The organism is Candidatus Arsenophonus triatominarum (assembly GCF_001640365.1).
GTDB lineage: Bacteria > Pseudomonadota > Gammaproteobacteria > Enterobacterales > Enterobacteriaceae > Arsenophonus > Arsenophonus triatominarum.
Map to the genome: position 1 here is coordinate 332,627 of NZ_LWMI01000016.1, position 17,420 is coordinate 350,046.

Consider the following 17,420-nt stretch of genomic DNA (forward strand, 5'->3'; position numbering starts at 1 on the left):
TCAAACCGTTATTTTCTAAGTTAAACCTCTTTTTATTGTCTATAGCGTGACAAAAAATGCAAGTCTCTATTCAGCAACTATTTTAATGGCAGACCAGGCGATGTTTTCCCTTGACGTTCTAAACGAAGGGCTCTTACCCACCGGTTAATCGCTGAAAGACTGACGTTCATGCCTTTCGCAGCTTCCTGGTAGGTGTAATTTTGGTCAAGGACTAATTTGGCGGTTTCACATTTAAATTCAGCAGTAATTATTTTACTCATTTCGGCACCTATAAAAATTATGAGGTAAGCATATCACCTCAACTTAGGTGGCCAAATTTAGTATGCCACTACAATGGTCACTATATCAATAAGGCAATCTACACAGTACTTGGACTAACCACCGATGGGCATAAGGAATTGTTAGGACTCTATATGTCTGAAACAGAAGGAGCACATCATTGGCTGAGCGTTCTGACTGACTTACATAACCGTGGTATACAAGATATTTTAATCGCTTGTGTTGACGGATTGAAAGGGTTTCCAGAAGCGATAGCCAGTATTTTCCCGAAGACAGAAGTTCAGCTATGCGTATAGCTAGGCGACTTAATTTTGATTACAAGGTGTGTTATGAGTTATACCATTGATTTTCGACGTAAAGTAATATCTGTAAGGAAAGCCGAAGGTTTAACAATTCGAGAAACTGCGAAACAATTCCGTATTGGAAAAGCGTCTTTAGTACGTTGGCTTAAACGACCAGAGCCAAAAAATTCAACGCCACGTAAGAGGAAGCTCGATAAAAATGCTTTAGCAAAAGATGTGGAACAGTATCCAGATGCTTACCAAAAGGAACGGGCAGAGCGATTCGGTGTTTGTAAAAAGACTATTTGGCAATCCCTTAAAAAGCTGGGATTAACCTATAAAAAAAACTCTATTCCATCCAAAAACCAACGAAAGCGACAGGCTGGCACATCAGCAAAAAAGACAACAGTATGAAAAAAAAGATAAATCTGTTGTTTTTATTGATGAAAGTGGTTTTTCACATGACACTCCACGAACTCACGGCTATTCCCCAAAAGGTCACCGTTGTTTTGGCCTGAAAAACTGGGGTGCTAAGGGAAGAACAAATGTTATTGGCGCTTTATTGGGAACACCCCTTTTTGCTATCGGATTATTTGATTGCAATATTAATCGTGATGTTTTTTATGTTTGGATCACAAAAATATTGCTCCCAGAACTTCCTGAAAATTCTGTTATTTTTATGGACAACGCTAGCTTTCACAAAGGTAAGAATATTGAACAGGCAATTATAAACGCAGGACACCAGATAGAATATTTGCCTGTGTATTCACCAGATTTAAATCCTATAGAACATAAATGGTCTCAAGCTAAACGTAAAAAGATGGAAACAGGATGCACTATCGATGACCTGTTTTTAATACATATGCTGTAATCAAAATTAAGTCGCCTAGCTATAGTTCATCAAATTCGCAATAGCTTACGTTATTTGCCAGTAAAGACCAAAAAGCCTTTATGGCTGATTTTAAGCCGGTTTATCGTGCAGATACTAAAGCGGCTGCTGAGCTTGCTCTTGATGAACTGGAAACGAAATGGGGTGAAAAATACCCGATAGTGCTAGAATCCTGGCGAAGTAAATGGGAGTTGCTCAGTGCTTATTTTCGATACCCTAAAGCCATTAGAAAACCCATTTATACGACCAATGCAGTAGAGGCGGTTCATCGGCAGTTTAGGAAATTAACTAAAACCAAAGGGGCTTTTCCTAATGAAAACAGCTTATTAAAATTACTCTATATTGGCATCAATCCGGTATCCAACAAATGGACTATGCCGATTAGTAACTGGGCGTTAACCATTGCTCAATTGTCCATCTATTTTAAAGGGCGCCTAGATGGTATAATCAAAATATAAAATCCCCTGACACAGAATTATGAACACCCTCGAAGAAAATGAAGCCTGTTGAACAGACTTGTTTCGACAAAGCCATCTTGCGTCATCGTTCTGTCATTGAAACGGTATTTGATGAGTTAAAAATCTTTGTCAGATAGCGCATACGTGGCACCACTCTCCTGCTAACTTTGTAGTGAATTTATTAGCCGGGCGGGTTGCATATTGTTTAATTCCATCTAAACCAAAGATACCTGTGGCAGGAACATCTCTTCAAGCATAATTGATAATGCTTATCCCGAACTCAGGTTATCCTAAAGGTCGAAATAAAAATCGTGAAACTAGGATAGAATAGGGTAATTACGCTGGAAATTAAAGCATAAAGCGGGTAGAAAGATGGCTATCAACCTGATTATTTATTTTAAGTGGTAAAAATACAACTTTTCTAATTAAATTTCGTTACAATAAAAAATACCCACAATATATGGGTATTAATAGTGGGTCATTTATTTAGTGTATTTGCGGAACACTCATCGGATTGATAATAGCATCCGGTGAGGTGGATAATGTTTTTCCTAAGCTACTATTTAAACGGAGCAGATCGCCTTCATTTAAAGTCCCACGGGCATACTGAATTTTTAGATCATTAATCAGATAATCATAACGTGCATTGGCTAAATTCTGTTTCGCCTGAAAAAGGGCTGTTGTTGCGTTCAATACATCCACGATAGTCCGAGTGCCGACCTGATAGCCTGCTTCCATCGCATCTAGCGAACTTTGTGCTGAAACAACCAATTGTTGGTAGGCTTTGATGCTACTAATAGAAGAAATAACATTATTATAGGAAGAGCGTGCTATCTGAATAACATTGCGATAAGTACTCTCAAGCTGTTCACTGGCACTAATATAACCATACTGTGCTTGCTCAACGCGTGAGTTAGTTCGGCCACCAGTATATAAAGGCACACTCAACGTTAGTCCGACACTATTTTGGCCAGTATAGCTAGGACCATTTTTATTCCATATTTGTTGATTAGCACTACCATGATAATGGGTGTTACTAACACCGGTTGACGCTTCTAATCCAAGGGTAGGTAAATGTCCTGATTGTTCATAGCGAATATTTTCTCGCGCCAGATCTTGTGATAAACGGGCACTAAGTAAACTTAAGTTGCGCGTTTCAGCATCTTTTAATAGCTTCTCTACTCGTGCGGGTGTCTGGGTACTGAAATGAGCAATATCTAAAGCCGCTAATTGACTGTAATAGATGCCGCTAACTTGACGTAACTTTTCCAGCGAATTTTCTAATTGATTACGGCTCGATACTTCTTGAGCTAATACGCTGTCATAATTAGCGCGGGCGTTTTGTACATCGGTAATCGCGACTAATCCTACGTTGAAACGTTGGATTGTTTGATCTAACTGGCGATAAACGGCTTTTTTCTGTGCTTCAATATAGTCTAATAAGTCAATAGCATGTAATACGTCAAAATAAGCTGTGGCGGTATCAAGAATTAATTTTTGTTGGTTAGTTTGATAAGTGACATATGCAATACCGGCGGTTTTTTCCTGCACGTCTAACTGTTGCCATTTTGACATATCAAAGATGGTTTGGGTGAGTTTAAGATTGGCGCCAAGTTGGTTGTTTTCCGTGTCATGATTATCACGATAACCGCTGTTATAGGTGAAATTTGCGCCTAAACCTAATTGTGGTAGCAAAGGACTACGAGATTCATTAATTTTTTCAAATGCTTGATTACGTTCTGCTAGCGATTTACGTAAATCCGGATTACTTTCTTTTGCTTTCTGATAGACTTGCAATAAATTTTCAGCTTGCCCAGTGGCACTTAGTCCAACTAGGCTAATGGTGATAAAAAGAGAGATAAATTTTTTCATTCTGATTCCTTGATTATACAATTTTTTGCTTTAGTTATCTCAGAAAAACATGAACACCGCTAATTTTAGCAGAATATGTCATTATTCCATGGTAGCTGTTTGTGCCATCTATCATGTTAAATCTGGCCAATGCTACATTATTTATAAGCTAATTTCCTTAAAAAACATTATACAAGTCTCACTTTTTGTCAGTTAGTGCATATAAATTCAGAGAATTTCTATGAGCGATAAAAAAAATTTACCCTTCAAGTTTAGCCAAAATGATGTGGAAATTACGGCTAAATTCGATCTTTATAATGGTTTTTTTCGTTTTGTCGAATACCGTTTTCGACATAAGTTGTTTAATGGTGGTTGGAGCAAGGAAATTCGGCGAGAAGTTTTGGAACGGGGTAATGCCGGCGTTATTTTACCCTATGATCAAGGTAGTGTTAGTTGAACAAGTACGGATCCCTGCGATGGATACGAGCGAAACACCGTGGTTGTTAGAAGTTATTGCTGGCATGGTAGAACAAAATGAAAACTTAGAACGGCTAGTTCGTCGTGAAGCAAAAGAAGAAGCGGATATTACCATTCAGCATTGTTACTATGCACTAAGTTATCTTACCAGCCCCCCGGGGGTACAACTGAGCGTATTTATGTTCATATCGGTGAAATTGATGCATCCGCTATCAAACCCGGCAGTGTATATGGATTAAGCAGTGAAAATGAAGATATTCGTGTCCATGTTGTTAGTCGTGAACAAGCTTATCAATGGGTGGAGTTAGGGTAATTGATAATGCGGCTACCGTAATCGCAATACAATGGTTACAATTAAATCATCTTAGGTTGAAAAATAACTGGTTGAAGAACTTAAAATAGCGGTTTGTCATAACATGAAAAAGAAGTGTGTATCAGCCTACAGATATTAATAAAGTATTAATATTAAAATAACGTATAAAGTAGGTAGAAACTAAGGAAATTGCTTGGATAGTCTGTTTAAATTAACAACAAAGCAAAAAAGCCTGGTGAGGATCTTGCAAATTACCGATACTCACCTTTTTGCTAATGTTGATGATACTCTACTTGGCGTCAATACTTTTGGTAGTTTTCATGCAGTAATTGATGCAATTTTAGCGCGCAATGAAAATGTTGACTTGGTTGTTGCTACCGGTGATTTGGTTCAAGATCAATCGGCATCAGCTTATCAGCATTTTACTGAAGGGATCAAACGGTTATCTGCTCCTTGTGTTTGGTTGCCGGGCAATCACGATTATCAACCGGCAATGGTTGCTACTTTAGCAAAAGCAGGAATTTTACCCTCTAAGCAGGTGCTAATTAATGATAATTGGCAAATCCTTATGTTGGACAGCCAAATTCAAGGTGCTGTGCATGGAAAATTATCTAAGCAACAGCTGTTATGGATGAAACGCTGTTTTGATGCATACACGGAACGTAGTCATTTATTGATGTTACATCATCATCCTTTGCCTTCGGGTTGTACCTGGCTTGATCAACATAGCTTGCGTAACTCTCATATTTTGGCTGACTATTTAAGTCAATATCAACAAGTTAAAGCGATTTTATGTGGACATATTCATCAAGAAATAGATGAATATTGGCAAGGGGTTCGCATGATGGCAACACCATCAACCTGTATACAATTTAAACCTCATTGTACTAATTTTACATTAGATACAATGGCACCGGGGTGGCGTTATCTTGATCTTTCTATCAATGATGACGGTGAAGATGTGTTGGATACACAAGTTTTCAGATTGGATAGTGATAAATTTCGCCTAGATTTCGACTCAGGTGGTTATTAATGTCAACATTAATTTATATACATGGTTTTAATAGTTCCCCCTTATCGCAAAAGGCAAATAGCTTAAAAACTTGACTACAGCGACAACATCCAGAAGTTAATATGTTGATATCCCAGCTTCCTTGTTATCCAGCAGAAGCGATTGAGTTATTACAGAATCTCGTAGCAGCCCATGCGGAAGAGCCGATTGGGTTGTTAGGTTCTTCATTGGGCGGTTATTTTGCTATTTGGTTATCGCAGAAATTTAATTTACCCGCTGTGGTTGTAAATCCAGCGGTACGCCCTTTTGATTTGTTTGAGCAGTATTTAGGTGAGCAAGTCAATCCTTATACAAAGGAACGCTACATTTTACAATCCCACCATTTAAATGAACTACAAGCAATACAAATTGATGCATTAACCGCGCCTGATTTGATTACTACAAAACAGGTGATGAAATATTGGACTATCGTCAAGCTGTTATCTATCTTATGGAGTTAAGTTTTATAAAATAAAAATACTTATATATCAAAGAGATAAAAAGAAATTGTCACTATAATTCACTATTCACTCACTATAAATTTTAAATTTCAATCCAACTATTACTCCTATCATCCTGATATTTAGCTGTCATTTCAGCAGACTTATGACCTAATAATTTTTGAGCAAAATTACTACCCATTTTTTCAGTATACAGTCTTGCCGACAAGCTTCTAATTTCATGAAAAGACGGTGGTGATCCTTCCCATGTTAATTTTGTTTTATCCCTAAATCTTGTAAATTCGGTTGATATTCTTGCTACTGTAATTTGTTTTTTATTTTTTGTAATAACAAAATCCGCGTCATGATTAATTTTTTCCAGAGTTTTATTTAAACTAATAGATTCAATTTTAATATCAAGCGGAATAGCTATTTTAGTTTCAGTTTTTTGTTGAATAACCCATAGTTTCCCATCATAAATATCTTTCCATTTCATTTTTGAAATATCAGACACTCTCTGACCGGTAACTAAAGCCAGTTTCATTGCATGATTTAACCAATGATTGTCATCGTTTATTAACTTTAAAATAATATTAAAGTCATTCAGAGACAACCTTGCTCGCTGAATTTTAATTTTTGGAGTTTTTGTTTGAGATACAGGGTTAATTTTTATAATATAGCTAGGCGACTTAATTTTGATTACAGCATATGTATTAAAAACAGGTCATCGATAGTGCATCCTGTTTCCATCTTTTTACGTTTAGCTTGAGACCATTTATGTTCTATAGGATTTAAATCTGGTGAATACACAGGCAAATATTCTATCTGGTGTCCTGCGTTTATAATTGCCTGTTCAATATTCTTACCTTTGTGAAAGCTAGCGTTGTCCATAAAAATAACAGAATTTTCAGGAAGTTCTGGGAGCAATATTTTTGTGATCCAAACATAAAAAACATCACGATTAATATTGCAATCAAATAATCCGATAGCAAAAAGGGTTGTTCCCAATAAAGCGCCAATAACATTTGTTCTTCCCTTAGCACCCCAGTTTTTCAGGCCAAAACAACGGTGACCTTTTGGGGAATAGCCGTGAGTTCGTGGAGTGTCATGTGAAAAACCACTTTCATCAATAAAAACAACAGATTTATCTTTTTTTTCATACTGTTGTCTTTTTTGCTGATGTGCCAGCCTGTCGCTTTCGTTGGTTTTTGGATGGAATATAGCTAGGCGACTTAATTTTGATTACAAGGTGTGTTATGAGTTATACAATTGATTTTCGACGTAAAGTAATATCTGTAAGGAAAGCCGAAGGTTTAACAATTCGAGAAACTGCGAAACAATTCCGTATTGGAAAAGCGTCTTTAGTACGTTGGCTTAAACGACCAGAGCCAAAAAATTCAACGCCACGTAAGAGGAAGCTCGATAAAAATGCTTTAGCAAAAGATGTGGAACAGTATCCAGATGCTTACCAAAAGGAACGGGCAGAGCGATTCGGTGTTTGTAAAAAGGCTATTTGGCAATCCCTTAAAAAGCTGGGATTAACCTATAAAAAAAACTCTATTCCATCCAAAAACCAACGAAAGCGACAGGCTGGCACATCAGCAAAAAAGACAACAGTATGAAAAAAAAGATAAATCTGTTGTTTTTATTGATGAAAGTGGTTTTTCACATGACACTCCACGAACTCACGGCTATTCCCCAAAAGGTCACCGTTGTTTTGGCCTGAAAAACTGGGGTGCTAAGGGAAGAACAAATGTTATTGGCGCTTTATTGGGAACAACCCTTTTTGCTATCGGATTATTTGATTGCAATATTAATCGTGATGTTTTTTATGTTTGGATCACAAAAATATTGCTCCCAGAACTTCCTGAAAATTCTGTTATTTTTATGGACAACGCTAGCTTTCACAAAGGTAAGAATATTGAACAGGCAATTATAAACGCAGGACACCAGATAGAATATTTGCCTGTGTATTCACCAGATTTAAATCCTATAGAACATAAATGGTCTCAAGCTAAACGTAAAAAGATGGAAACAGGATGCACTATCGATGACCTGTTTTTAATACATATGCTGTAATCAAAATTAAGTCGCCTAGCTATAACGCCCTCTCTCCGGCTCTTGTTAAGCACGGATTGCTTATTTTACCTCGCATTATTGAACGCAATGTGACAAGAGAGACAAACAAGAAATGGCGGAAGCTTATTTTATGTCACCGTTAAAGCAGAATTTGATTTTATTGCCACTGAAGATGGTAGCAAACATACCGTAACCACATTAAGCGTGTTGCTTAATAGTGAAATAAGGGTATTTCGGTGATTGAAGTAAATTTTAGGCTGTTCTGAGATGGAAATTCCAAAGACCGGCACTAAGGAGTAAAAAGGTATCATCAATAAAGGGTCTACGATTCCGTAAAATTTGGGTCATATAGCTAGGCGACTTAATTTTGATTACAAGGTGTGTTATGAGTTATACAATTGATTTTCGACGTAAAGTAATATCTGTAAGGAAAGCCGAAGGTTTAACAATTCGAGAAACTGCGAAACAATTCCGTATTGGAAAAGCGTCTTTAGTACGTTGGCTTAAACGACCAGAGCCAAAAAATTCAACGCCACGTAAGAGGAAGCTCGATAAAAATGCTTTAGCAAAAGATGTGGAACAGTATCCAGATGCTTACCAAAAGGAACGGGCAGAGCGATTCGGTGTTTGTAAAAAGACTATTTGGCAATCCCTTAAAAAGCTGGGATTAACCTATAAAAAAAACTCTATTCCATCCAAAAACCAACGAAAGCGACAGGCTGGCACATCAGCAAAAAAGACAACAGTATGAAAAAAAAGATAAATCTGTTGTTTTTATTGATGAAAGTGGTTTTTCACATGACACTCCACGAACTCACGGCTATTCCCCAAAAGGTCACCGTTGTTTTGGCCTGAAAAACTGGGGTGCTAAGGGAAGAACAAATGTTATTGGCGCTTTATTGGGAACAACCCTTTTTGCTATCGGATTATTTGATTGCAATATTAACCGTGATGTTTTTTATGTTTGGATCACAAAAATATTGCTCCCAGAACTTCCTGAAAATTCTGTTATTTTTATGGACAACGCTAGCTTTCACAAAGGTAAGAATATTGAACAGGCAATTATAAACGCAGGACACCAGATAGAATATTTGCCTGTGTATTCACCAGATTTAAATCCTATAGAACATAAATGGTCTCAAGCTAAACGTAAAAAGATGGAAACAGGATGCACTATCGATGACCTGTTTTTAATACATATGCTGTAATCAAAATTAAGTCGCCTAGCTATAATAGTCCGATGGAACGATTCTTCCGTAGTCTGAAGACCGAATGGGTGCCAACGACTGGCTACCAAAGCTTTAGTGCTGCTCAGTCAGCCATTATTCGCTACATAACCCACTACTATAGCGATATAAGACCTCACTGGTATAACGGTGGATTAACGCCAAACGAATCAGAGCGACTGTTCCGTGAACAGTCAGGTAGGGTGGCCAATTTTAGTTGACCACTACAATAGACGCTTTAATTAATCAAAATCGACGGGTGCCTAACGTAAAAAATAGAGTAGATGGACAGATTGAAAGCGCTGTAGTCGAGTATGCGATTGAATACCCTGCACACGGTCAACACCGCAGTAGTAATGAACTAAGAAAAAAAGGCATTTTTGTTTCGGGGAGTGGTGTTCGCTCTATTTGGCTGCGCCATAATCTCGAAAATTTTACAAAACGCCTAAAAGCGCTTGAAGATAAAATCGCAACAGAAGGAATTATCCTGTCAGAATCACAAATCAGTGCTCTAGAAAAGAAAGCGCAAGATGATGAAGCCTGTGGTGAGATTGAAACAGCGCATCCAGGTTATCTGGGTTCACAAGATACTTTTTATGTCGGTCATTTAAAAGGCGTTGGTCGTGTTTATCAACAAACTTACATTGATACTTACAGTAAAGTCGTTCATTGTAAGCTTTACACAACAAAAAGCGCGATAACGGCGGCAGATTTATTAAATGACAAGGTTCTCCCTTTTTATTCCCAGCATGGGTTACCGGTGTTACGTATACTGACGGACAGAGGCAGTGAGTATTGTGGTAAAGTTGAACATCACGATTATCAACTTTATCTCGCTATCAATGATATTGATCATACAAAAACTAAAGCTCGTTCACCTCAAACTAATGGGATTTGTGAACGCTTTCATAGAACTGTATTACAAGAGTTCTATCAGGTGGCTTTTCGTAAGAAAATCTATAGGGCTTTAAATGAATTACAAGCTGATTTAGATAAATGGTTAGCGGAATATAATAACCAACGCACTCATCAAGGAAAAATGTGTTGCGGTCGAACTCCTATGGCAACTTTACACGATGGAAAACAACTTTGGAGAGAGAAAGATTTAAATCAAATTTAACCTGACAGGTACTGTATAAATAACCGGTAACTGTCAGATTAAGCCTGAGCTACTACAAAGTAAATTAACTAAACCTATGCCAGCAATAACATCATGTTCATTACCTGAATATTGATAATGGACCATCTCTATTTTTTTACTACGTGTTTTGGCAATCAATGTATCATCGGCAATTAGTACACAAGGGCTTTTTTTGTCTATAGTTGTTTCAACTAATCTCCACAGGTCTTTAGGTCGAAACCACCTGCTTTTAGCCATCGACTAATACAAAGGTGATGGGCTTACTTCTGATAAAGCCAAACCAGAGTATCTCACACTGCTCACCTGTAAGAATGTTTTGTAGATATCTTTAATGCATGGATAACCGGACAAAATATAAACATCCTAATTTTTTCTTGTTTTTAAATTTATACTTCTTTTTCGGAGCTTGCGAAACTCGTGTAATATTGAATCTTCCGTTGCTTCCAGTCCTGATTTTGATCCGATAAAAGTAGAAATCGATAAAAAAATCGACAATAAATTTGGATTGGTTTTTAGTGGATTTTCTGGGATGGGATATGAAAATACAGAAAAATTATAAGACTATATAACAAAAGAGATAAAACAAAATATTGATGAGCATGGGATTCATAATTTACTTATTGTTGCCTGCGCGACTCCTGAAGGTATTGGCTGTATCTATGATATTGCTAAAAATTTAGGGGTAAGCACTTTTTGCATTGTTTCACAACAATGCTTCAACAAATAGCCTATCAAAAAATTGTGAGAGTGTTATGCAAATAAAGGATCCGGATAACAGCTGGAAAGTTTTGGATGATTCTGGTGGTTCTTATATGGTATACGTTGCAAGTAAAAATGGATGTTTTTCACGCGTTTCGCACCAATAAAAAAACGCTCTATTTTTAAGTTTAATTCAGCATAATATATAAATAGACAAAATCTTATAAGTTAAAAGCAACTTATTGTAATTTAAACAAATTTATACGTTTTAGTAACTTGCAAATTAACCATTGCTTTTAAGCCATTTCTGGAATTTTATATGCCTGTGCGAAACTCGTGACGTAGTAAAAAAATAGAGATGGTCCATTATCAATATTCAGGTAATGAACATGATGTTATTGCTGGCATAGGTTTAGTTAATTTACTTTGGCATAATCTAACAACTGTTGAATCAATTCCTATTGATTATCGTATTTAATCTGAGTTCGGGATAAGAAATAAAGTGAAAGTCTTGCTATTCAAATAGTTGAATGCGCATATTTCGTTAAAATACTCTAACAATCTGGTTAAAGAGTAGAGTATTGTTAAACAATGATGGAAAATCTTACTGAACTTTATTGCCTGATGGATGATTTTTGTAAAGACTTCGAGCCAAAAATGCATGAAATTTTGCTGAATAACGGTAGTAAGCGTCGTAGACGGTCTACTCAGCTTTCATTGGCTGAAATGATGACACTGGTTGTTTTGTTTCATCAACTCCGATTCAGCCAATTCAAGGTATTTTATTTCTATTATGTCCGTTTATATCTCAGGAAGGAATTTCCTAACTTGCCATCATATTCACGCTGCGTAGAGTTACTTCCGCGCAGTGCCTTAGCTTTAACGGCACTGTTTGAGTCAATTAAGGGAAAGTGCACGGGTCTGTCGGTTGCCGATTCTACTCCGATAGCTGTGTGTGATAACTTACGGATCCGCCGGCATAAAGTCTTCGATGGGATAGCTGAACGAGGAAAAACCTCAACAGGTTGGTTTTTTGGTTTCAAACTTCATGTAATTATCAATCATTTGGGGGAAATACTCAGTTTTCGACTTACACCAGGAAACACAGATGATCGGAAACCATTGCCTGAGCTGATAAAAGATCTTTCTGGTTGTTTGTATACGGATAAAGGGTATTTATCGGCTTCACTGAAACAGCAACTGAAAACAATGGGAATTAACCTTATAACGAATATCAAGAAGAAAATGAAGCCTGTTGAACAGACTTGTTTCGACAAAGCCATCTTGCGTCATCGTTCTGTCATTGAAACGGTATTTGATGAGTTAAAAAATCTTTGTCAGATAGCGCATACGCAGCACCGCTCTCCTGCTAACTTTGTAGTGAATTTATTAGCAGGGCTGGTTGCATATCACGAGTTTTGCACCAATAAAAAAACGCTCTATTTTTAAGTTTAATTCAGCATAATATATAAATAGACAAGATCTTATAAATTAAAAGCAACTTATTGTAATTTAAACAATTTTATACGTTTTATAGCTAGGCGACTTAATTTTGATTACAGCATATGTATTAAAAACAGGTCATCGATAGTGCATCCTGTTTCCATCTTTTTACGTTTAGCTTGAGACCATTTATGTTCTATAGGATTTAAATCTGGTGAATACACAGGCAAATATTCTATCTGGTGTCCTGCGTTTATAATTGCCTGTTCAATATTCTTACCTTTGTGAAAGCTAGCGTTGTCCATAAAAATAACAGAATTTTCAGGAAGTTCTGGGAGCAATATTTTTGTGATCCAAACATAAAAAACATCACGATTAATATTGCAATCAAATAATCCGATAGCAAAAAGGGTTGTTCCCAATAAAGCGCCAATATAGCTAGGCGACTTAATTTTGATTACAGCATATGTATTAAAAACAGGTCATCGATAGTGCATCCTGTTTCCATCTTTTTACGTTTAGCTTGAGACCATTTATGTTCTATAGGATTTAAATCTGGTGAATACACAGGCAAATATTCTATCTGGTGTCCTGCGTTTATAATTGCCTGTTCAATATTCTTACCTTTGTGAAAGCTAGCGTTGTCCATAAAAATAACAGAATTTTCAGGAAGTTCTGGGAGCAATATTTTTGTGATCCAAACATAAAAAACATCACGGTTAATATTGCAATCAAATAATCCGATAGCAAAAAGGGTTGTTCCCAATAAAGCGCCAATAACATTTGTTCTTCCCTTAGCACCCCAGTTTTTCAGGCCAAAACAACGGTGACCTTTTGGGGAATAGCCGTGAGTTCGTGGAGTGTCATGTGAAAAACCACTTTCATCAATAAAAACAACAGATTTATCTTTTTTTTCATACTGTTGTCTTTTTTGCTGATGTGCCAGCCTGTCGCTTTCGTTGGTTTTTGGATGGAATAGAGTTTTTTTTATAGGTTAATCCCAGCTTTTTAAGGGATTGCCAAATAGTCTTTTTACAAACACCGAATCGCTCTGCCCGTTCCTTTTGGTAAGCATCTGGATACTGTTCCACATCTTTTGCTAAAGCATTTTTATCGAGCTTCCTCTTACGTGGCGTTGAATTTTTTGGCTCTGGTCGTTTAAGCCAACGTACTAAAGACGCTTTTCCAATACGGAATTGTTTCGCAGTTTCTCGAATTGTTAAACCTTCGGCTTTCCTTACAGATATTACTTTACGTCGAAAATCAATTGTATAACTCATAACACACCTTGTAATCAAAATTAAGTCGCCTAGCTATAAATGGTCTCAAGCTAAACGTAAAAAGATGGAAACAGGATGCACTATCGATGACCTGTTTTTAATACATATGCTGTAATCAAAATTAAGTCGCCTAGCTATAGCGTACCTAAATTAGTTTTGTGCGAAACTCGTGTAATTTAGACGGTAAATTAGCACAAGGAAAAATAATGGCTGAAATATGTCCAATACAAACGAAATATACAAAAGAGGTATAGTATAAAAAATAATCTCTCCAACTGACTTACTATAAACGAATAAGGCAATATATTTAGCCCGCCATTTATTCTTAATAGCTAGGGTAGTTTGCTATCTTACAAAATGGAGTGATTATTTTAATTGTAAAAACTCTCAGTCTCTTGATGGGTATATTGCATTAAACAAAAAAACGTTTATCAAGTGGTGTTCAGTGTTATTGATATCTTACATATTATAGATTTTAGACGTTAAAGATTAGCAAGTCTTTGCGTAATTAGTTAAAAAATTACAATAAATATAGTTTTCTTTATTAGAAGGCTAGATTTATTTGGTTAAATTTTTTCAAAAGATAAAGTGTATTGTTCAAGCCAACGCATTAATAAAGTTAAAATACTATTCACGCATAAATAGATAATTCCCGCTGCAATAAAAACATCGACATTATAAGTTTGGCCAAAAATTTGTTGGCTATATCCCATAATTTCTAATAGCGTTATGGTACTTGCTAGTGAAGTGCTTTTAAAGATAAGGATCACCTCATTAGAATAGGATGAAAGTGCACGTTTAAGCGCGTAAGGCAAAATAATTCTTAGGGTTTGGTAATTTGACATACCTAACGCCTGACAAGATTGCCAGCTAGCTTTAGGAATTGCTTTTACTGCACCATGAAATAATAAGGTGGAATAGGCGGCACTATTAAGCGCTAACGCTAACAGGGCACAAACCCATGGAGTAGAAATCAATGCCCATAATGCAGGGTACTCTTTTAGTGCTGGAAGTTGACCGGGTCCATAGTAAATCAAAAAAAATTGAACCAGCAAAGGAGTACCGGTAAATAGCGTAATGTAACCTTGAATAATAGCTGAAAAAATCGCTGTTTTTAACGATAAAATAATAGTCAAAAATAGTGCTAACAAAAAGGCAATGAGTAACGCGTATAATGTTAACGATAGACTGGTTGGTAAGCCTGGTAGCAATGAAATGATTAAATCGATCATTTTGCAACTCCCCGTTCAAACTGAGTTGTGCGTAATTCTATGCGCCGTAAAATAAATTGACTTACTAGGGTGATAACCAGGTAGATTAATGCCACAATTAAGTACCAAGTAAAAGGTTCCTGAGTACGATTGACAATAGTTTTGGTTTGTAACATCAAGTCATTTACGCTAATCAGTGAAACCAATGCAGTATCTTTTAGCAATACCAGCCATTGATTGCCTAAGCCAGGTAATGCATGACGCCACATTTGGGGCATAATAAGCCGTAGGAAAGCAATATTTCGATTGAGACCCAATGCATGAGCTGATTCCCATTGGCCGGATGGTATCGCTTTTAGGGAGCCTCTTAAGGTTTGCGATGCATAGGCGGCATAGAGTAGAGCAAGAGCAACAACACCACAAAAAAAAGGGATAAAATCGAATTCACTATTTTGTGGGAAGAACCATTCAGGATCAACTTGCCAGGTTGTTTGCCAGAAAATGAAATTAATATTAATGCCGTCACCTAACAACATAATAAATTGTAATGTGCCATAGTAAACGAACAGCACAACTAATAATTCAGGTAATCCGCGAATTAAAGTCACCCAGCAAGAACCAAGCAAGGCTACAGGCCGCCAGCGAACAGATTCCCAAGCAGTAAATAACAGGGCTAATAACAGCCCTAGTATCAAAGCGATACCAGCAAGAGTAATCGTCAAACCGGCGGCATTTATTAGAAACAACAGATTATTCATCACGATAATCGACTATTTTTGCAACCATTTTTGATAGATAGCATCGTAGGTGCCATCTTGTTTTACTTGTGCCATCGCTTTATTTAATTTATCTAGCAGCGTTTTGTTTCCTTTGCGTACCGCAATACCAAGACCCACACCAAAATAATTAGCATCTGTTATTTTTTCATCCACGGCGGCAAGGTTTTCGTTACCTTTTGTTTTTAACCATTCCGTTGTGACAGCGGTATCTCCAAACACAGCATCTATACGGCCATTTTGTAAATCGAGGATAGCAGTTTGGTAATTATCATACGGGACAGCTTGCATCTCTTTATGCTGTTGGATAATATATTTTTGATGGGTGGTTCCATTTTGCACGCCAACTTTTTTACCTTTTAATAATGATATTTTATTAATTTTATTTTTTACCGCGATAAATGTTGCTGAATTATTGTAATAACTATCAGTAAAATCAACTTGTTTTTGCCTCTCTGGGGTAATATCAATTCCGGCCATCAAAGCATCAAATCGACGCATTTTCAAACTGGGGATTAAGCTATCAAAGGATTGGTGAGTAAATGTACAGTTGGCATTGAGTTTTTTACATATGGCATTGGCCAGATCAATATCAAAACCGACAATGTTATTATTGGCATCAATTGATTCGAATGGGGCATATGTTGCTTCAGTTGCAAAGCGTATCGTCTCCTTTGGTGAGGCTAGTACTGATATGGATAGGCTGCATAAGATAATAGCTAACAGTGATTTTTTCATTACGTTATTCTCAATGAGATGAATGGGATAGATAATTTTCCAAGCCTTGAGTTTGTGGTCTAGTGAAACGATCAATATCGCCTTGTTCCACAATTACCCCTTTTTCCATATAAACTATCTTGCTCGCTGTTTTACGGGCAAAATCAATTTCATGAGTCACTATCAGTTGGGTGATGCCCGTTTTTGATAATTCCTGTATAATATTAACTACTTGGGTTGTAATTTCAGGATCGAGAGCGGCTGTTGGTTCATCAAATAACAGTATTTCAGGCTCCATCATTAATGCTCTGGCAATTGCCACTCGCTGTTGCTGACCTCCAGAAAGATACAATGGGAAGCGATTAGCAAATTCAGTTAACCGTAAACGGTGCAATAAATTTGCTGCTTTTTCTTTAGCTGTTGCCTTAGTTAAACCTAATACTAAACAAGGCGCCTCAATCAGATTTTCCATTACGGTCAAATGTGGCCACAAGTTATATTGTTGAAATACCATCCCCACTTTTTGTCTTAACGCTCTGATTTCATTTTTTTTGGTTTGGCGTGAAAAATCAAAATGGTACCCAGCGATGTTCAGTTGGCCTGAACGGGGCATCTCTAGTAAATTGAAGACACGTAATAATGAGCTTTTGCTAGCACCGCTTGGGCCAAGTAATACCATCGTTTCACCCGTTTCACATGTCAAATTGATATTGTGTAGGGCTTGCTCTTCACCATAAAAGCAATTAATTTGTTTTAATTGAATAATCATGATAAAAATCTGAATAAATAAACAAGTTAAACAATGATAA

At 36.8% G+C, this 17,420-nt stretch carries 18 protein-coding genes and 11 pseudogenes; 17 read left to right on the forward strand and 12 right to left on the reverse strand.

Annotated features, from left to right (window positions below; translation table 11 throughout):
- Positions 1-83 precede the first annotated feature (83 nt).
- A pseudogene (locus AYJ55_RS15860) lies at positions 84-260 on the reverse strand (transposase); the annotation flags it as partial.
- Between the two features lie 72 nt (positions 261-332).
- On the opposite strand from AYJ55_RS15860, the pseudogene AYJ55_RS26515 reads away from it, so the two are divergent.
- The 5 genes and pseudogenes from AYJ55_RS26515 to AYJ55_RS33385 all read left to right on the forward strand — a co-directional run.
- Positions 333-572: pseudogene (locus tag AYJ55_RS26515) on the forward strand (transposase); the annotation flags it as partial.
- A 36-nt stretch (positions 573-608) separates the two neighbouring features.
- Positions 609-974, forward strand: coding sequence for an IS630 transposase-related protein (locus tag AYJ55_RS15865; protein WP_063653415.1), 366 nt, complete (start codon positions 609-611; stop codon positions 972-974).
- The gene (locus AYJ55_RS15870; RefSeq protein WP_222703522.1) at positions 943-1,431 is read left to right on the forward strand and encodes an IS630 family transposase; all 489 of its coding nucleotides are present in this window, start codon (positions 943-945) and stop codon (positions 1,429-1,431) included. Before AYJ55_RS15865 ends, AYJ55_RS15870 begins: the two co-directional genes overlap by 32 nt.
- 12 nt (positions 1,432-1,443) lie before the next feature.
- Positions 1,444-1,907, forward strand: a pseudogene (locus AYJ55_RS15875) (transposase); the annotation flags it as partial.
- A 32-nt stretch (positions 1,908-1,939) separates the two neighbouring features.
- A pseudogene (locus AYJ55_RS33385) lies at positions 1,940-2,166 on the forward strand (transposase); the annotation flags it as partial.
- A 227-nt stretch (positions 2,167-2,393) separates the two neighbouring features.
- Here AYJ55_RS33385 and tolC read toward each other — a convergent pair.
- Complete coding sequence (gene tolC / locus AYJ55_RS15880; RefSeq protein ID WP_063657222.1) at positions 2,394-3,779, reverse strand: outer membrane channel protein TolC; 1,386 nt, start codon at positions 3,777-3,779, stop codon at positions 2,394-2,396.
- Between the two features lie 220 nt (positions 3,780-3,999).
- Between tolC and nudF the strand changes: the two are divergent.
- From nudF to AYJ55_RS15895, 3 genes and pseudogenes are all read left to right on the forward strand, one after another.
- A pseudogene (nudF, locus tag AYJ55_RS15885) lies at positions 4,000-4,637 on the forward strand (ADP-ribose diphosphatase).
- Between the two features lie 104 nt (positions 4,638-4,741).
- Complete coding sequence (cpdA, locus tag AYJ55_RS15890) at positions 4,742-5,581, forward strand: 3',5'-cyclic-AMP phosphodiesterase (protein ID WP_063657223.1); 840 nt, start codon at positions 4,742-4,744, stop codon at positions 5,579-5,581.
- Positions 5,581-6,047 (forward strand): annotated as a pseudogene (locus AYJ55_RS15895) (YqiA/YcfP family alpha/beta fold hydrolase); the annotation flags it as partial. The gene cpdA and the pseudogene AYJ55_RS15895, both read left to right, overlap by 1 nt.
- Before the next feature lie 95 nt (positions 6,048-6,142).
- On the opposite strand, the gene AYJ55_RS15900 reads toward AYJ55_RS15895, so the two are convergent.
- Positions 6,143-6,652: a tyrosine-type recombinase/integrase gene (locus AYJ55_RS15900; RefSeq protein ID WP_063657225.1), complete on the reverse strand. Its 510-nt coding sequence runs from the start codon at positions 6,650-6,652 to the stop codon at positions 6,143-6,145.
- Between the two features lie 86 nt (positions 6,653-6,738).
- On the reverse strand, positions 6,739-7,260 hold the full coding sequence (locus AYJ55_RS15905; protein ID WP_342668182.1) for an IS630 family transposase: 522 nt from the start codon (positions 7,258-7,260) through the stop codon (positions 6,739-6,741).
- Between the two features lie 35 nt (positions 7,261-7,295).
- Between AYJ55_RS15905 and AYJ55_RS15910 the strand changes: the two genes are divergently transcribed.
- From AYJ55_RS15910 to AYJ55_RS15930, 7 genes and pseudogenes are all read left to right on the forward strand, one after another.
- Entirely contained in the window at positions 7,296-7,661 is a 366-nt protein-coding gene (locus AYJ55_RS15910; protein WP_063656581.1) for an IS630 transposase-related protein, read from the forward strand.
- Positions 7,630-8,118, forward strand: coding sequence for an IS630 family transposase (locus AYJ55_RS15915; RefSeq protein WP_063653499.1), 489 nt, complete (start codon positions 7,630-7,632; stop codon positions 8,116-8,118). Before AYJ55_RS15910 ends, AYJ55_RS15915 begins: the two co-directional genes overlap by 32 nt.
- Positions 8,118-8,337 (forward strand): annotated as a pseudogene (locus AYJ55_RS33390) (ERF family protein); the annotation flags it as partial. The gene AYJ55_RS15915 and the pseudogene AYJ55_RS33390, both read left to right, overlap by 1 nt.
- Positions 8,338-8,503: 166 nt before the next feature.
- Positions 8,504-8,869, forward strand: coding sequence for an IS630 transposase-related protein (locus AYJ55_RS15920; RefSeq protein WP_063653415.1), 366 nt, complete (start codon positions 8,504-8,506; stop codon positions 8,867-8,869).
- Entirely contained in the window at positions 8,838-9,326 is a 489-nt protein-coding gene (locus tag AYJ55_RS15925) for an IS630 family transposase (RefSeq protein ID WP_063653499.1), read from the forward strand. The genes AYJ55_RS15920 and AYJ55_RS15925 overlap by 32 nt, the downstream gene beginning before the upstream one ends.
- A 23-nt stretch (positions 9,327-9,349) precedes the next feature.
- Positions 9,350-9,565: pseudogene (locus AYJ55_RS26535) on the forward strand (integrase core domain-containing protein); the annotation flags it as partial.
- 8 nt (positions 9,566-9,573) lie between these two features.
- Positions 9,574-10,464: pseudogene (locus AYJ55_RS15930) on the forward strand (IS481 family transposase); the annotation flags it as partial.
- Between the two features lie 60 nt (positions 10,465-10,524).
- On the opposite strand, the pseudogene AYJ55_RS36190 reads toward AYJ55_RS15930, so the two are convergent.
- Positions 10,525-10,836: pseudogene (locus tag AYJ55_RS36190) on the reverse strand (IS701 family transposase); the annotation flags it as partial.
- A gap of 688 nt (positions 10,837-11,524) precedes the next feature.
- Here AYJ55_RS36190 and AYJ55_RS33395 point away from each other — a divergent pair.
- A pseudogene (locus AYJ55_RS33395) lies at positions 11,525-11,659 on the forward strand (IS701 family transposase); the annotation flags it as partial.
- A 119-nt stretch (positions 11,660-11,778) separates the two neighbouring features.
- Positions 11,779-12,633 carry an IS982 family transposase gene (locus tag AYJ55_RS15940; RefSeq protein ID WP_063657430.1) on the forward strand — a complete coding sequence of 285 codons (855 nt, stop codon included), beginning with the start codon at positions 11,779-11,781 and terminating at the stop codon, positions 12,631-12,633.
- Between the two features lie 107 nt (positions 12,634-12,740).
- On the opposite strand, the gene AYJ55_RS15945 is transcribed toward AYJ55_RS15940, so the two are convergent.
- The 7 genes from AYJ55_RS15945 to artP form a co-directional block, all read right to left on the reverse strand.
- On the reverse strand, positions 12,741-13,085 hold the full coding sequence (locus AYJ55_RS15945; RefSeq protein ID WP_074168105.1) for a transposase: 345 nt from the start codon (positions 13,083-13,085) through the stop codon (positions 12,741-12,743).
- A complete protein-coding gene (locus AYJ55_RS15950) occupies positions 13,085-13,618 on the reverse strand; it encodes an IS630 family transposase (protein ID WP_162505291.1) in 534 nt (177 codons plus the stop codon). The genes AYJ55_RS15945 and AYJ55_RS15950 overlap by 1 nt, the downstream gene beginning before the upstream one ends.
- The gene (locus AYJ55_RS15955; protein WP_063653415.1) at positions 13,542-13,907 is read right to left on the reverse strand and encodes an IS630 transposase-related protein; all 366 of its coding nucleotides are present in this window, start codon (positions 13,905-13,907) and stop codon (positions 13,542-13,544) included. The genes AYJ55_RS15950 and AYJ55_RS15955 overlap by 77 nt, the downstream gene beginning before the upstream one ends.
- A gap of 566 nt (positions 13,908-14,473) precedes the next feature.
- Positions 14,474-15,139, reverse strand: coding sequence for an arginine ABC transporter permease ArtM (artM, locus tag AYJ55_RS15960; RefSeq protein ID WP_063657228.1), 666 nt, complete (start codon positions 15,137-15,139; stop codon positions 14,474-14,476).
- Complete coding sequence (gene artQ / locus AYJ55_RS15965; protein ID WP_063657229.1) at positions 15,136-15,876, reverse strand: arginine ABC transporter permease ArtQ; 741 nt, start codon at positions 15,874-15,876, stop codon at positions 15,136-15,138. Before artQ ends, artM begins: the two co-directional genes overlap by 4 nt.
- A gap of 12 nt (positions 15,877-15,888) precedes the next feature.
- Positions 15,889-16,632: an arginine ABC transporter substrate-binding protein gene (artJ, locus tag AYJ55_RS15970; RefSeq protein WP_063657230.1), complete on the reverse strand. Its 744-nt coding sequence runs from the start codon at positions 16,630-16,632 to the stop codon at positions 15,889-15,891.
- A gap of 10 nt (positions 16,633-16,642) precedes the next feature.
- A complete protein-coding gene (gene artP / locus AYJ55_RS15975; protein ID WP_063657231.1) occupies positions 16,643-17,380 on the reverse strand; it encodes an arginine ABC transporter ATP-binding protein ArtP in 738 nt (245 codons plus the stop codon).
- Between the last annotated feature and the right edge of the window lie 40 nt (positions 17,381-17,420).